The organism is Bradyrhizobium barranii subsp. apii, from assembly GCF_011516635.5.
GTDB lineage: Bacteria > Pseudomonadota > Alphaproteobacteria > Rhizobiales > Xanthobacteraceae > Bradyrhizobium > Bradyrhizobium barranii.
Genome location: NZ_CP096255.1, coordinates 2,399,560 through 2,413,287 on the forward strand (window position 1 = coordinate 2,399,560; position 13,728 = coordinate 2,413,287).

Below are 13,728 nucleotides of genomic sequence, written 5' to 3' on the forward strand. Positions count from 1 at the left end.
GCCCTGGCGTCCAAGTCATCGATGAACGGGAGCGCCTTCTTCTGGAAGAGGAGTTAAGGAAGGAGATTGGCGACCGGCACCCGCTTGTCGGTTTGGAGATCAAGGTGCTTGGTAGGCGAGATGACCGTGACGACGTCCTTGCCTCGCTGGAAGATGGAAGAGTGGCCGAAGTTCACTTGACGTGGTCCGGCGGGAAGGAGGCTCATCCAAGCTGGCCCAGAACCGCCATTTTTGAATCAATGGACAAGTGGCGGACAGGGGCTGATCTGACGTAGCCCCATGGAGCGAAGCGCAATCCGGGCTACAGACGTGACTCGTCAGGCAAAACACCGCGCCAGCCGTCGTGCAACGAGATCAAACGCCCACCCTCAAAAGAGGATGGGCGCGCGGTGACTTATGACTTGATGACGTCCTACTTCTTCTCGGCGCTGGCTTCCTTAGCTGGGGGCGGCTTTATGCCGACGGTCAACTGGCGGATTTTTAAAGCGCCGCCTTCACGGATGTTGATGGAACCCCAGAACACCGTGACCCTAGTGGCGTCACCGCTCTTAGGATCCTTGCCGAAGATGTCCGTCTCGCCGTTGGCAACGACCAGATCGTTGTTGATGACCGACATGTTGCCGACTCTGATCTCAATATGATCGGTGCCGTTCTTGAAGTTGTTTTCGTATACGGTCTTGAGATCGGAAAACACACCGCCCGGGTTGATCTGGACCCCGTCCTTTGTATAGAGCGCAGCGACACAGGCCGCGTCTTTCTTGGCGACGCAGTCGGTGTAGGCGACGGCTATCTTATCAGCCTCCTGCTTGACCTCATCGGCCAGTGCCGGTGCAGAGATGAAAGCGGAAGAACACAATGCCAAGAGCAATGAACGTCGCTTCATAACAACTTCCCCTCTGGTTGTGATGCACAATTGCATCGCGACGTCCTCCAACGTAGGACGCTGCGTTGCATTTGTTCCGAGGGGCGTCTTCTTCGTCAGGCTGAAACACTACCGGTTTGCGAGTATACACCATTTTGCACGGCTTGACGCGCCAACCTTGACCATCGACGACGGGGCGCGGGCATTCCTCGAGAATGCAGCGATGCGGGTACTGTTTTGGGAAAGACAGGCACATTGACGCATGCCACAGATGAAAGTGTCTTGCTCGACGCGCGCGGTGGCCTACTTGTTCGTCATCCGGCGGAGCTTCCAATCGACATCTCTGGCGTTCTCTCCCGCAACGGCCTGCTTCACCATCGTCATTACGTTCGGTCCGACGACTCCTGGCGGACGCGCCTTTGCGGGTCCTTTATGATCCGCCTCAACTCCGCGGCTACGCCATCCAACACCGCGCGCTTTTCCCTTCATCCGCTTGGAGTGATTGTAGATCTTGCCGGTGACGGTCGGCACGATCACGTCACCCTTCTTGCTGACGGCATGATCGAGGCACTTCGCGATCCACGGATCGTCGAAGCCGAGGTCGCCGGCCAGGGTTGCCGCTGTCCGGCGCAGGTCATGCGGCAGTTGCGTCAACCGGCGCGATGCCGGCGAATTCCGCGAGGGCGAGGGAGGCCAGAACGAACTCGGCTCCCGGGAGAGCACGGCATAAGCCGTCCGACCACTGCGCAGGGAAGGCCGTGTGTATGGCTTCACCTGTATGCCGCTGTGCAGTTCTTCTGCGTGTGCTTTCGCACAGCGGACCGTGGGTGCCAGCCGGCACCCGGTCTTCCCTGCGCCCTCTTTCCTGGAGGGCGTGACGGAGACAGCAAAGCTCGGGCGAAATGCGCCGCGAGGATGCTGCGGCGTGTCTGCGCTCGCAATGACGATGTGGAGAGCGAGCGCTTTCCCTCTTTCCCCGAGCGCAGGCTCCTCGGGACATTCACCCTTAAATTGCAGGATGCGCCTTGACGTAGTAGAAACAGCAGATGCGCTTCATCTCAATACTCTGCCTCTTGATCCTCACGATCTCTCCCTGCCTTGCCCAATCTCCCCGGGCTTCCGCAGAGGTGACGACCCTGATCAGCCAGGAACCTCTGCTCGCGGTGCTCGATCATGACAATTCATCCGCGCTTTCGCTGGTGACCCTGTTCAGGAAAGTTCACGCCGCGCAAAAGCTGCCGCAGCCGTCGGTCGCCGACGGCCCGACGCGGGCGAGCGATTTGTCTCAATTCAGTGGGACCTACGCGCAGTTCGCTGCCGTGATGTCCGCCGACATCACGCGTATCACAGCGGGACTCGGCATCGATTGGGAAAAGGAGGTCCTGAAAACCTACGACCCGAAGTCGGCCAAAACGGACGCTGGCAAGACGCTGCGGCTGAATGGCAATGTTGCGCGCGTGTTTAACGAGAAATGGCTCGGTTCTAGCGACGGATTGTTCCTCCTGTCGGGCGTAGTCAATCGGATGGACCGCCGCGATTTCGATTCCGCGCATTGCGGCGAATTGCGCTTCATCTACCGGCTCGGCTACGAAGTGAGGATGAACGGCAAGACCTACGCGTCGCGCATGCCGTTCACCGTGAACATGGTGTTCAGTTACGCGGATGACGGCAGGAATTGCCAGGACGTCGCCTCCCTCTGGCGCGTCGCCGGGATCGATACTGACGATCCGGCGGTGGTTGCCCAACGCCTGCTGCAGGGGCCGCTGGATTTTTCGCGACTGATCTTCAAGCAGATGGAGATCAATGCGCAGGTGGTGCGCTTCCCATCAGACCTCGAAAACATGGAGAATCGCAAGTTCGCCGGACAGGCGATCTACTGGATGCGGATCTTCGCGCTGAGGGATGGCAAGTTTCAGCCGACGCGGCTGGAAAATACGCCTGATGTGCAGGCAATCCTGAAGGATCCCGCCAAGCAGAAGCAGTTGCAGGACTATCTCGCCGGCCACATCGCCGAGATCGACAACGGCACCTTCAGGATACCGGAGAGCCTGGAGGCCGATATCGCGCTGAGTTTTTCCACTGCCGGCAGCGCGCGCATGGCCAATCGTCCCTTCGATCTCGCAATCGGCAGCGAGCAGGCGGCACGGATCGTCGCGGCGGCGGGTGTCCCCGGGAGGTCACAAAAATTCGTGCAATCCGGCGCGGGTCTGCTCGAACGCCTGAACACGTCGTCCTGCATGGGCTGCCATCAATCATCCTCGACCGCCGGATTCCATTTTCTCGGCGTGGACCGGTTCGATTTCGGCCGCGACGCGGACGCCATCAGAAACGCCCTTGACGGTAACGAGTTGCAATTGCCGTTCTCGCCCCATGTCTACGCGGAACTTGTTCGCCGCAAGAACTATGTCGAGCGGGTTTCGCTCGGTCAGGCGCCGAACAGTTTTCGCCCGCATCCTTCGGCGCCCCCGGCGGCCTGGGAAAGCGGAAATCCGGCTTATGTTGTCGCCGGCGACAACATGCCGTGCCCTTTGAATGCGGACCTGGCGCAGGCCGCGAAATGGAGCTGCAATGCCACGCGTAACCTCACTTGTCAGGCGTTGGTGACGAACGCTGCGACTTCCTCCAATCTCGGCCAATGCGTGCCCGCGGCACAGAATGTCGCCGCGGGTTTGAGCTGCCGCTCAAACGTCATCGAGGACTCCACAGCGAAGACCGCCGCCAACAACCCGCTCGGCTTCAACCTGCGCGCGTTCAGCGACCGCGTCAGCAAGGAAGAACTCGTCTACAAGCTGCCGGAAGGAAAATTGAGCGGCTACGGCTACAACTGCCGTCCAACGAAGATCGGCGTGCCGCTGGGCCGCGTCACGCGCCCCTGCAAGCCCGAGGAGGCGTCGCTGGCGGTGATCCGGCCGGGCAGCGCGCCCGAGGAAATCTGCGCGATCGTCGGAGGCAAGGGCTTTGAGCAGATGGCCAAGGGATATTTCGACAGCGGCATTTTCGCCGCTGGCGTCGGCCGCGGCCTCCTGAACACATGCTCGGCGTCGCGGTTTTGCCGCGAGGACTATATTTGCCAGCAGATGCCGGATTTTGTCACGAGTGCAAGGTTCAACGTCAGTGTCCCGGCGTTGAATAATTTGAGAAGCCGACAGATCGGGTTCTGTACCCCAACCTATTTCGTTTATCAGCTCCGCCTTGACGGTCATCCGAATCCGAGATGACGCGGGGAAGCGCGGCCCAGAGTAGCAGTAGGAATTGCGGTCAGGTTGTCTCTGCGCGCTGGCAGATCAAACCTCCCTCCGGCTCAAAAACGCCAGCCGCTCGAACAGGTGCACGTCTTGCTCGTTCTTGAGCAGCGCGCCGTGCAGCGGCGGGATCAGCTTGCGCGGGTCGCGTTCGCGCAGTTGCTCCACGCTCATGTCCTCGTTGAGCAGCAGCTTCAGCCAGTCGAGCAGCTCGGAGGTTGAGGGCTTTTTCTTCAGACCGGGCACCTCGCGCACTTCGAAGAAGATGCGCAGCGCTTCCTCGACCAGGCGCTTCTTGATGCCGGGGAAGTGGACGTCGACGATGCGGCCCATGGTGTCGGCGTCGGGGAACTTGATGTAGTGGAAGAAGCAGCGGCGCAGGAAGGCGTCCGGCAGCTCCTTCTCGTTGTTGGAGGTGATCATCATGATCGGGCGCTGCTTCGCCTTGATCGTCTCGCCGGTCTCGTAGACATGGAATTCCATGCGGTCGAGCTCGAGCAAGAGGTCGTTCGGGAATTCGATGTCGGCCTTGTCGATCTCGTCGATCAGGAGCACCGGGCGCTGCTCGGCGGTGAAGGCGTCCCACAGCTTGCCGCGCTTGATGTAGTTCCTGATGTCGGAGACACGGGCATCGCCGAGCTGGCTGTCGCGCAGGCGCGACACCGCGTCGTATTCGTAGAGGCCCTGCTGCGCCTTGGTGGTGGACTTGATGTGCCAGGTCAAAAGCGGCGCGTTCAGCGCCTTCGCCACTTCCTCCGCCAGCACGGTCTTGCCGGTGCCGGGCTCGCCCTTGATGAGCAGCGGCCGCTCCAGCACGATTGAGGCATTGACGGCGACCTTGAGATCGTCGGTCGCAACATAGTCCTTGGTGCCGGTAAATTTCATCGCGCGTCCTTGTTGGTCGTCGGCCGGGCATCGCCCTGGTCCAACAAACGGAACGGCCGCTCATGGCGGCCGTTCCTGGTTCGGTCAGGCTTTCAGACCCGTTTTATCAGCGAAAGGATGACGAGCACAATCACCGCGCCGATGGTGGCGTCCACGATCGCGCCGATCGTGCCGGTGGCCAGCGCAATATGCAGTTGCGGCAGCACCCAGCTCGCCACCAGCGCGCCGATGATGCCGACCACCATGTTGCCGATCAGCCCAAATCCCGCCCCATGGACAATCTTGCCGGCAAGCCAGCCGGCGATCGCGCCAATGATGAGCGCTGCGAGAATTCCCATTGCAAACGTCCCCAAAACAACCCCGTGAGACGGTCAATTCTAGAGCAAAAAGCCGACCGGTCCAGCGTCCCGCGGCGGGCTCGGCCCCTTGACGTTCGCCCCCCGACGGGCAATCTGTCACCCATGTTCCTGCAATTCTTCACTTCTCTGCGCGATGCGCAGGTCCCCGTGACGCTGCGCGAATACCTCACGCTGATGGAGGCGCTCGACGCTGATCTGTCGGACTACTCGGTCGAGAATTTCTACTATCTGTCGCGCACCTCGCTGGTGAAGGACGAGCGGAACCTCGACAAGTTCGACCGCGTCTTCGGCACGGTGTTCAAGGGGCTGGAAAGCCTGCTCGACGCCATGGAGAAGGCGGAGATCCCCGAGGAGTGGCTGAAGAAGCTTGCCGAGAAATACCTCAGCGAGGAGGAGAAAAAGCAGATCGAGGCCATGGGCTGGGACAAGCTCATGGAGACGCTGAAGAAGCGCCTCGAGGAGCAGAAGGGCCGGCACCAGGGCGGCTCGAAGTGGATTGGCACTGCCGGTACCTCGCCGTTCGGCGCCCACGGCTACAATCCCGAAGGCGTTCGCATCGGCCAGGAGAAGAACCGCAACAACCGTGCCGTGAAGGTGTGGGACAAGCGCGAGTTCAAGGATCTCGACGGCAATGTCGAGCTCGGTATCCGCAACATCAAGGTGGCGCTGCGGCGCCTGCGCAAATTCGCGCGCACCGGCGCGCCTGATGAGCTCGATCTCGACACCACGATCCGCGAGACCGCCAATCACGGCTATCTCGACGTCCACATGCGGCCCGAGCGGCGCAATGCGGTGAAGCTGCTGGTGTTCTTCGACATCGGCGGCTCGATGGATTCCCATATCGAGCAGGTCGAGGAGCTGTTCTCGGCGGCGAAGAGCGAGTTCAAGCACATGGAGTATTTCTACTTCCACAACTGCCTCTATGAGGGCGTGTGGAAGCAGAACAAGCGCCGCTTCACCGACCGCACGCCGACCTGGGATGTGCTGCACAAATACCCGCACGACTACAAGGTCGTGTTCGTCGGCGACGCATCGATGTCGCCTTACGAGATCATGGTGCCCGGCGGCTCGGTCGAGCATGTCAACGAGGAGCCCGGCTCGGTCTGGCTCGACCGCATCATCCGCACCTATCCGCATACGGTGTGGCTCAATCCGGTGCAGCAGAAGCACTGGGACTATTCGGAATCGACCACCATCATCAAACGCATCTTTGCCAACCGCATGTACCCGATCACGATCGAGGGGCTCGAGGGTGCGATGAAGGAATTGACGCACTAGCTGTACGCGCCGTCGGTTCGGACGGCCGCGCAGAGGCCGACAAGAGGGAGAACCACATGCCCCAGACCATCACCCGCGGCATCAAGGCGCTGATCGACGAGGCCAATGCCGAGATCGAGACGCTCAACGCCAAGGAGGCCATCGGGATCTCCAAGAACGGCGATGTCGTCATCGTCGACATCCGCGACCCCCGCGAGATCGAGCGCGACGGCCGCATCCCCGGCGCGTTCGCCTGCACCCGCGGCATGCTCGAATTCTGGATCGATCCGCAGAGCCCCTACGCAAAACCGATCTTCCAGGAAGACAAGAAATTCGTCTTCCATTGCGCCGGCGGCATGCGCTCCGCGCTAGCGGCGAAGACCGCCAAGGACATGGGCCTGAAGCCCGTCGCCCACATCGCCGGCGGCTATGCCGCCTGGCGCGATGCCGGCGGTCCGGTGGAGCAGTGGGAGCCGAAGAAGAAGGGGTGAGGGGTGCTTCGCTGCCACTCCAATCTCCGCTGTCATTCCCCGCTTTCGCGGGGAATCCAGTACGCCGCAGCTTCTCGGCTCAATCACAACCGCCTCTGGAATACTGGATCGCCCGGTTAAGCCGGGCGATGACAGCGGAGTTTGATGCGCATTGCTTCAACTTCGGAATGACAAGAAAGATCTCGCATGACCGCCACCGACCCCCTCGTCTCCACCGAATGGCTCGCCGCCCACATTGGCGACGCCAACGTCAAGATCCTCGATGCCAGCTTCAAGCTGCCGGGCGTGCTGCCGCTGCCGAAGGACGATTATCTCGCAGCGCATCTGCCGGGCGCCGTGTTCTTCGACGTCGATGCGGTGTCGGATCATTCCAACCCGCTGCCGCACATGTATCCGAGCGCCGAGCAGTTCGGCCGTGACGCAGGCCAACTCGGCATCTCCAATGCCGACACCGTCGTCCTCTACGATGCCGGCGGCTGGGTTGCTGCTCCCCGCGCATGGTGGATGTTCCTGGCCTTTGGCCACAGCAATGTGCGCATCCTCAATGGCGGGCTGAAGAAGTGGCGCGCCGAGGGGCGTCCGGTCGAGAGTGGCGAGGTGAAGCCGAAGCCCGCGACGTTTAGGGCGAGCTACGATTCAAAACGCGTGCGCAGCATGCAGCAACTGATCGCCAACGTCGAAAGCCGGGCCGAGCAGGTGATCGACGCACGCGCCGCCGACCGCTTCGAGGGCCGCGCGCCCGAGCCGCGCGCGGGCATCCGCTCCGGCCACATCCCCGGCGCCCGCAACGTGCCCTATAATCAGCTGTTCGATGCCGCGACCGGCGAGATGAAGCCGCTCGACGATCTCCGCGCCGCCTTCGCGAGCGCCGGCGTCAAGCTCGATGCGCCGATCGTGACGAGCTGCGGTTCGGGCGTGTCCGCCGGCGTGTTGACGCTCGCACTCTATCGCCTCGGCATCACCGACACCGCGCTCTATGACGGCTCGTGGTCGGAATGGGGCCAGGCCGGCGGCCCGCCGGTCGCGACCGGGCCGGCGTAACCTTACTGGCGCGTGCGCGTGGCCGTTGTCGCCAGCATCTGCTGCTGGCCGAACGGATCATAGCTCTGCCGCAACTGCTGAGGCGGAGGACGCTGCACCATGCGGTGTCGCTTCTTCGCCTTCGCTTGGCGCTTGGCCGCTTTGCTGTCCGGGGCGCTGCTGTCCGCCTTCGCGTCTCCCTTGGCCTTCGCGGGCGCATCCTTCAAGGCCGGCGCCGCCGGATCGTTCAGCGCGGCCACCTTGGCCGGGGCAATGTCGGGCGCCGGGGAGGCGAGGGCCACACCGGGATCGGCCGGCGCCGGTTCGCTGGCGGTCACGGCAGGCGTGGCCTCGGTGATCGATGCCGTGGTGTCGGCCGGGGTGAGCGTGTCGGCAGGAGCCGGCGCGATGGCTTCCGTCGTGGCCTCGGCCTGCACCGGTTCGGCGGCGGGAGGCGCGGCCTCGGTGACCTGCGGCGGCACGTCGGGCTCGGTCGTCAGGGCGGCCACCTGTTCGGGCTCGTTCGTTGGCAAGCCGATGGTCGGCACCCGGTCGCGCAGCGATGGCGTGGGCTCGGCGGCCGCCTCAGGCTCGGCGCGGAGCGCCGCGAGCACCGGCTGGGCCTGCTCGGAAACCTGCGCAAACACCTTCTCCTGTGGGCCGTTCCGCCAGGAGGGGTTGCTGACATACTGCTCGTGGGTGGCCCGCAGCAGCGCGGCGGCACCTAGGCCGAACACCAGGATGGAGGTTGACAGCAGGATCGCGGCAAACAGGAAGCGAAAGCCGGGAAGCATCGGACGGGTTACGAATTTCCGCCCCGGCGGGTGGCGGCCGGGACCCAAGAGCCATCTGAACGCGGTGACGGTACTGATTGCCGTTCGCCACGCCGGGACAGAAGCTCAGAGCGGAGGCGAATCAGGCTGATTCGAACATATCGCAACGCCTCCGCGCCGTTCCCTTAAATTCGGGGCCGGAGACTCCGGCAATCTGCGGCCCGATGCGATTTCCGCCCCCTGATGCAACGAGGCAACTGTGTGTGCCTGCATCACAAATCGCTAACTCAGGCACAAATCAGCCTGTAATGTCTTGAATGTGCCGCTATCTTCGGTCATCTGGCCGTTAACGGTCCGGATGGGCTCGGGGACTATACAAGAGCGATGATGATCAAACATTTTCTGACGATATGCGCTGCCGCAACAGTCGCTGCGGCGGGAACCTCGCTCGCACAGGCTCAGAGCTATCCGGTCCAGCAGGCGCCGAGCTATGGCGCTCCGGCCGAATATCGCCCCGGCGACCGCACGCCGAATTTCGACTCGCTGGACGACGAAGACGACGCGATGCCGCAGGCGTCGCTGCCGCCGCCCGGTCCGGCCGACGATCCGCGTTACGGCCGCCCGGCTGGCCCTCCGCCGGTCTATTCCGCCGCCCCGCCGCAGGGGCCGGTGATGTCGCCCGATGATCCGCGCTATGGCCGTCCGGCTGGCGCTCCGCCGATCTATTCGGCGGCGCCGCCGCAGGGCCCCGTGATGTCGCCCGACGATCCCCGCTACGGCCGCCCCGCCGGCCCGCCCGCGGTGATCTATGCCGATCGTCCGGGTCAGGCACCCGGCAGGGACGGCCTGCGTCCGCCGGAGGCCGTTGGCGGCCCCGCCGCGACCGGAACGGTTCAGTCCGGCCAGCCGCCCGTGGGCAACGATGGCCGGCCGATGGCGATCGCTTCGCTGCCGCCCGAGGAGCAGCCCGACGCTGCTCCCGCGCAGTTGTCGCCGAACCTGCGCCGTCAGGAAGTCTCGCTGGCGACCAAGGAGCCGGCTGGAACGCTCATCGTCGATACCCCGAACACCTACCTCTATTACGTGCTCGGAGGCGGCCGTGCGATCCGCTACGGCGTCCGCGTCGGCCGCGATGGCTTCACCTGGACCGGCGTGCAGAAGATCACCCGCAAGGCCGAGTGGCCGGATTGGCATCCGCCGACCGAGATGATCGAGCGTCAGCCCTATCTTCCGCGCTTCATGGCCGGCGGCCCCGGCAATCCGCTCGGCGCACGAGCGATGTATCTCGGCTCGACCGTCTACCGCATCCACGGCACCAACCAGCCTTCGACCATCGGCAAGTTCGTGTCGTCGGGCTGCATCGGCATGCTGAACGAGGACGTCTCCGACCTGTTCGACCGCGTCAAGGTCGGCACCCGCGTGGTGGTGATGCCGGGTGGCCCGCCGCCGGGAACGGCGACCGCCTCCGCTGCGCCGACGTCGGGCGCTGCCGGTCCGGCTCCGATGGCTGCCCAGGCTGGCCCCGTCCCGGGCACCCAGCCGACCGTGGTGCCGCCGCTGCCCGCGCCGGTCACCGTGCGCTAAGCGCTTCGAAATAGCTCAAATCGCGAAGGGCGTGCCGTCGGCACGCCCTTTTCGTTTCAGGCCAGCTTGCGCGGCAGCTCGCGACCCCCGGTGAAGGCGTCGATCGCCTCGACCATCTGCCCGTAATGGATGCGCAAGCCGTCCTCGGTGGCGTAGCCGAGATGCGGCGTCAGCACGAGATTGTCGAGCTTGCGGAAGGGATGGTCGACCGGCAGCGGCTCGACCGAGAATACGTCGATGCCGGCGCCCGCGATCTTCCGCTGCTGCAAGGCCTCGAGCAGCGCCTGCTCGTCCACGATCGGACCGCGCGCGGTGTTGACGAGGAAGGCCGTCGGCTTCATCCGCGCGAGATCGGCAGCTCCGACCAGTCCGCGTGAGCGATCGCTCAGCACCACATGGATGGTGACGATATCGGCCTTGGCGAACAGCTCCTCCTTGGTGGCGTAGCCGACGCCGGCCGCCGCGCACTTCTCCGGCGTGAGGTTCGGGCTCCAGGCGATCACGTTCATGCCGAATGCTTTCGCGATGCTCGCCATCTTGCTGCCGAGCTTGCCGAGCCCGACGACGCCCAGCGTCAGTCCCTCGATCTCGACACCGGCAAAGGTCTGCCAGGGCTCGCCCGCATGCATGCGCGCATTCTCGCGGCCGATGCCGCGGGTCAGTTCGAGGATCAGGCCCATGGTCAGCGGCGCGGTCGGATCGCGGGAGTATTGCGTGCCGCCGATGGCAACGCCCTGCGCCTTCGCAGCCTCCATGTCGATCGAGGCGTTGCGCATGCCGGAGGTCAAAAGCAGCTTCAGCTTCGGCAGCGACGCGAACAGGCTCTTGGGGAACGCCGTGCGCTCGCGCATCGCGCAGATGATCTCGAAATCGGCCAGCGCGCTCGCCGCGGCCTGCTCCGAGGCAAAGGGATGGCTGAACACGGTGACGTCGACGCGGTCGGACAGTTTTTGCCAGTCGGCGACGTCGAGGGCGAGGTTGAAATAGTCGTCGAGAATTGCACAGCGCAGCCGCGTCATCAGCTTTCATCCATGGCGAGAGGTGATGGCGCCAGGCGGGGAGCGCCATCGTCGGAACCTGGCCATGGTTGCGCGCAATCACGCCTGCGCGCAAGCAGCTGACGTGTTCAAAAATCCGATAGGAGAGAAGGGCTCAGAGGTCGCGGGGCTTGAGGCGGAGCGGCGTATCCATGCCGTGCTTGGCGCGCCAGGCGGGGCCGGGCCCACGCATGTAATGCAGCTCGGGGCGGTAAGGGTTGAAAGCGGTGGCGAAGAAACGCTTCCAGAAGCCCTTGATCTCCGTGACGAGTCCGGAAGCGCTACCGGCTCGTGCCGGAACGGCCATGGAATTGGTCTCGATCAGAGCCATGATGCGGCCTCGCTGTTCTCCCCGCCGCTTCTGCCGCGGGTGGCGTCTTTTTCGGCGCCATGACGAGCTTTGGCCCACTTTATTAAAAAATGGTTTCAATTGTCCGGATCGGCGGCCGGATGGTGTCCATTCCGTATTGATCCGTGGTGAACGGAGGGAAAACATTGCCCTTTGGGGGCGGGATCGTTACATCGGCGGCAAGCAAATTTCCTCAAATCGAAGGTTTCACGGGACCGATGGCGCGCCAGTTCATCTATTTCATGCAGGGCCTGACCAAGAGCTACCCGACCCGGAAGGTGCTCGATAACATTCATCTGTCGTTCTACCCGGACGCCAAGATCGGTGTGCTCGGCGTCAACGGCTCGGGCAAGTCGACGCTGCTCAAGATCATGGCCGGCCTCGACAAGGAGTATAACGGCGAGGCCTGGGTCGCCCAGGGCGCCCGCGTCGGCTATCTCGAGCAGGAACCGCATCTCGATCCGGCGCTCTCCGCGCGCGAGAACGTCATGCTGGGTGTCGCCAAGCAGAAGGCCATCCTCGATCGCTACAACGAGCTGGCGATGAACTATTCGGAAGAAACCGCCGACGAGATGACCAAGCTGCAGGACGAGATCGAGGCCCAGGGCCTCTGGGATCTCGACAGCAAGGTCGACCAGGCGATGGACGCGCTGCGCTGTCCGCCCGACGATGCCGATGTGACGAAACTGTCGGGCGGTGAGCGCCGGCGCGTCGCGCTGTGCAAACTGCTGCTCGACCAGCCCGAATTGTTGCTGCTCGACGAACCGACCAACCATCTTGACGCCGAGTCCGTGTCTTGGCTGGAAGGCCATCTGCGCAACTATCCCGGCGCGATCCTGATCGTTACCCACGACCGCTACTTCCTCGACAACGTCACGAGCTGGATTCTCGAGCTCGACCGCGGCAAGGGAATTCCTTACGAGGGCAACTACTCGTCTTGGCTGGTGCAGAAGCAGAAGCGGCTCGAGCAGGAAGGCCGTGAGGACGCCGCGCATCAGAAGACGATCGCGCGCGAGCAGGAATGGGTCGCGTCCTCACCGAAGGCGCGTCAGGCCAAATCCAAGGCGCGCTACCAGCGCTACGAGGATCTGCTCAAGCAGGCGAGCGAGAAGCAGACCCAGACCGCGCAGATCATCATCCCCGTCGCCGAGCGGCTCGGCGCCAACGTCGTCGATTTCGAAACGCTCAGCAAAGGCTATGGCGATCGCCTGCTGATCGACGACCTTACCTTCAAGCTGCCGCCAGGCGGCATCGTCGGCGTGATCGGCGCCAACGGCGCCGGCAAGACCACGCTGTTCAAGATGATCACCAAGCAGGAAACGCCGGACAAGGGCACCATCACGGTCGGCGAGACCGTGCATCTCGGCTATGTCGACCAGTCGCGCGACGCGCTCGACGGCAACAAGAATGTGTGGGAGGAGATTTCCGGCGGCAACGAGCTGATCCTGCTCGGCAAGAAGGAAGTGAACTCGCGCGGCTATTGCTCGTCGTTCAACTTCAAGGGCGCCGACCAGCAGAAGAAGGTCGGTGCGCTCTCCGGCGGTGAGCGCAACCGCGTGCATCTCGCCAAGATGCTGAAGTCCGGCGCCAACGTCCTGCTGCTCGACGAACCGACCAACGATCTCGACGTCGACACGCTGCGCGCGCTCGAAGAGGCGCTGGAGGATTTTGCCGGCTGCGCCGTCATCATCAGCCATGACCGCTGGTTCCTCGATCGCATCGCGACCCACATCCTGGCCTTCGAAGGCGAGAGCCACGTCGAATGGTTCGAAGGCAACTTCCAGGACTACGAGAAGGACAAGATGCGCCGGCTCGGCCAGGACAGCATCATTCCGCATCGCGTGAAGTACAAGAAGCTGACGCGGTGAT

General features: G+C 63.4%; 13 protein-coding genes. 6 read left to right on the forward strand and 7 right to left on the reverse strand.

The window, feature by feature from the left end; translation table 11 throughout:
* Positions 1–412: 412 nt before the first annotated feature.
* Together HAP41_RS11420 and HAP41_RS11425 are read right to left on the reverse strand one after the other, a co-directional pair.
* The gene (locus HAP41_RS11420; protein ID WP_166102234.1) at positions 413–883 is read right to left on the reverse strand and encodes a Cif family virulence factor; all 471 of its coding nucleotides are present in this window, start codon (positions 881–883) and stop codon (positions 413–415) included.
* Between the two features lie 282 nt (positions 884–1,165).
* Positions 1,166–1,516 (reverse strand): site-specific integrase, encoded by a 351-nt coding sequence (locus tag HAP41_RS11425; RefSeq protein ID WP_224580882.1) that lies wholly within the window; start codon positions 1,514–1,516, stop codon positions 1,166–1,168.
* A gap of 392 nt (positions 1,517–1,908) precedes the next feature.
* On the opposite strand from HAP41_RS11425, the gene HAP41_RS11430 reads away from it, so the two are divergent.
* A complete protein-coding gene (locus HAP41_RS11430) occupies positions 1,909–4,080 on the forward strand; it encodes a hypothetical protein (RefSeq protein WP_166102232.1) in 2,172 nt (723 codons plus the stop codon).
* A gap of 66 nt (positions 4,081–4,146) precedes the next feature.
* Here the strand turns inward: HAP41_RS11430 and HAP41_RS11435 are convergent, their stop codons facing one another.
* The gene (locus HAP41_RS11435; protein ID WP_063981465.1) at positions 4,147–4,989 is read right to left on the reverse strand and encodes an AAA family ATPase; all 843 of its coding nucleotides are present in this window, start codon (positions 4,987–4,989) and stop codon (positions 4,147–4,149) included.
* A gap of 92 nt (positions 4,990–5,081) precedes the next feature.
* Entirely contained in the window at positions 5,082–5,327 is a 246-nt protein-coding gene (locus tag HAP41_RS11440) for a GlsB/YeaQ/YmgE family stress response membrane protein (protein WP_028152331.1), read from the reverse strand.
* A gap of 123 nt (positions 5,328–5,450) precedes the next feature.
* On the opposite strand from HAP41_RS11440, the gene HAP41_RS11445 reads away from it, so the two are divergent.
* The 3 genes from HAP41_RS11445 to sseA all read left to right on the forward strand — a co-directional run bounded on the left by HAP41_RS11445 (position 5,451) and on the right by sseA (position 8,137).
* Positions 5,451–6,626: a vWA domain-containing protein gene (locus HAP41_RS11445; protein ID WP_028156289.1), complete on the forward strand. Its 1,176-nt coding sequence runs from the start codon at positions 5,451–5,453 to the stop codon at positions 6,624–6,626.
* 56 nt (positions 6,627–6,682) lie between these two features.
* Positions 6,683–7,096, forward strand: a complete 414-nt coding sequence (locus HAP41_RS11450) for a rhodanese-like domain-containing protein (protein WP_166102229.1) — start codon at positions 6,683–6,685, stop codon at positions 7,094–7,096.
* Positions 7,097–7,282: 186 nt separating this feature from the next.
* Positions 7,283–8,137: a 3-mercaptopyruvate sulfurtransferase gene (sseA, locus tag HAP41_RS11455; protein WP_166102227.1), complete on the forward strand. Its 855-nt coding sequence runs from the start codon at positions 7,283–7,285 to the stop codon at positions 8,135–8,137.
* A gap of 2 nt (positions 8,138–8,139) precedes the next feature.
* On the opposite strand, the gene HAP41_RS11460 is transcribed toward sseA, so the two are convergent.
* Entirely contained in the window at positions 8,140–8,910 is a 771-nt protein-coding gene (locus tag HAP41_RS11460) for a hypothetical protein (protein ID WP_166102225.1), read from the reverse strand.
* Between the two features lie 366 nt (positions 8,911–9,276).
* Between HAP41_RS11460 and HAP41_RS11465 the strand changes: the two genes are divergently transcribed.
* Complete coding sequence (locus tag HAP41_RS11465) at positions 9,277–10,473, forward strand: L,D-transpeptidase family protein (protein WP_166102223.1); 1,197 nt, start codon at positions 9,277–9,279, stop codon at positions 10,471–10,473.
* 56 nt (positions 10,474–10,529) lie between these two features.
* Here the strand turns inward: HAP41_RS11465 and HAP41_RS11470 are convergent, their stop codons facing one another.
* Together HAP41_RS11470 and HAP41_RS11475 are read right to left on the reverse strand one after the other, a co-directional pair.
* Positions 10,530–11,492 (reverse strand): D-2-hydroxyacid dehydrogenase family protein, encoded by a 963-nt coding sequence (locus HAP41_RS11470; RefSeq protein ID WP_166102219.1) that lies wholly within the window; start codon positions 11,490–11,492, stop codon positions 10,530–10,532.
* Positions 11,493–11,625: 133 nt separating this feature from the next.
* On the reverse strand, positions 11,626–11,841 hold the full coding sequence (locus HAP41_RS11475; RefSeq protein WP_166102217.1) for a hypothetical protein: 216 nt from the start codon (positions 11,839–11,841) through the stop codon (positions 11,626–11,628).
* 236 nt (positions 11,842–12,077) lie between these two features.
* Between HAP41_RS11475 and ettA the strand changes: the two genes are divergently transcribed.
* Entirely contained in the window at positions 12,078–13,727 is a 1,650-nt protein-coding gene (gene ettA, locus HAP41_RS11480; RefSeq protein WP_166102215.1) for an energy-dependent translational throttle protein EttA, read from the forward strand.
* Position 13,728 lies beyond the last annotated feature (1 nt).

Coding starts and splice junctions, on each gene's coding strand:
- HAP41_RS11465 (WP_166102223.1), top strand. CDS start 9,277: ATGATCAAACATTTTCTGACGATATGCGCTGCCGCAACAGTCGCTGCG.
- HAP41_RS11445 (WP_028156289.1), top strand. CDS start 5,451: ATGTTCCTGCAATTCTTCACTTCTCTGCGCGATGCGCAGGTCCCCGTG.
- HAP41_RS11430 (WP_166102232.1), top strand. CDS start 1,909: ATGCGCTTCATCTCAATACTCTGCCTCTTGATCCTCACGATCTCTCCC.
- HAP41_RS11435 (WP_063981465.1), bottom strand. CDS start 4,989: ATGAAATTTACCGGCACCAAGGACTATGTTGCGACCGACGATCTCAAG.
- HAP41_RS11450 (WP_166102229.1), top strand. CDS start 6,683: ATGCCCCAGACCATCACCCGCGGCATCAAGGCGCTGATCGACGAGGCC.
- HAP41_RS11475 (WP_166102217.1), bottom strand. CDS start 11,841: ATGGCTCTGATCGAGACCAATTCCATGGCCGTTCCGGCACGAGCCGGT.
- HAP41_RS11440 (WP_028152331.1), bottom strand. CDS start 5,327: ATGGGAATTCTCGCAGCGCTCATCATTGGCGCGATCGCCGGCTGGCTT.
- sseA (WP_166102227.1), top strand. CDS start 7,283: ATGACCGCCACCGACCCCCTCGTCTCCACCGAATGGCTCGCCGCCCAC.
- HAP41_RS11420 (WP_166102234.1), bottom strand. CDS start 883: ATGAAGCGACGTTCATTGCTCTTGGCATTGTGTTCTTCCGCTTTCATC.
- HAP41_RS11470 (WP_166102219.1), bottom strand. CDS start 11,492: ATGACGCGGCTGCGCTGTGCAATTCTCGACGACTATTTCAACCTCGCC.
- ettA (WP_166102215.1), top strand. CDS start 12,078: ATGGCGCGCCAGTTCATCTATTTCATGCAGGGCCTGACCAAGAGCTAC.
- HAP41_RS11460 (WP_166102225.1), bottom strand. CDS start 8,910: ATGCTTCCCGGCTTTCGCTTCCTGTTTGCCGCGATCCTGCTGTCAACC.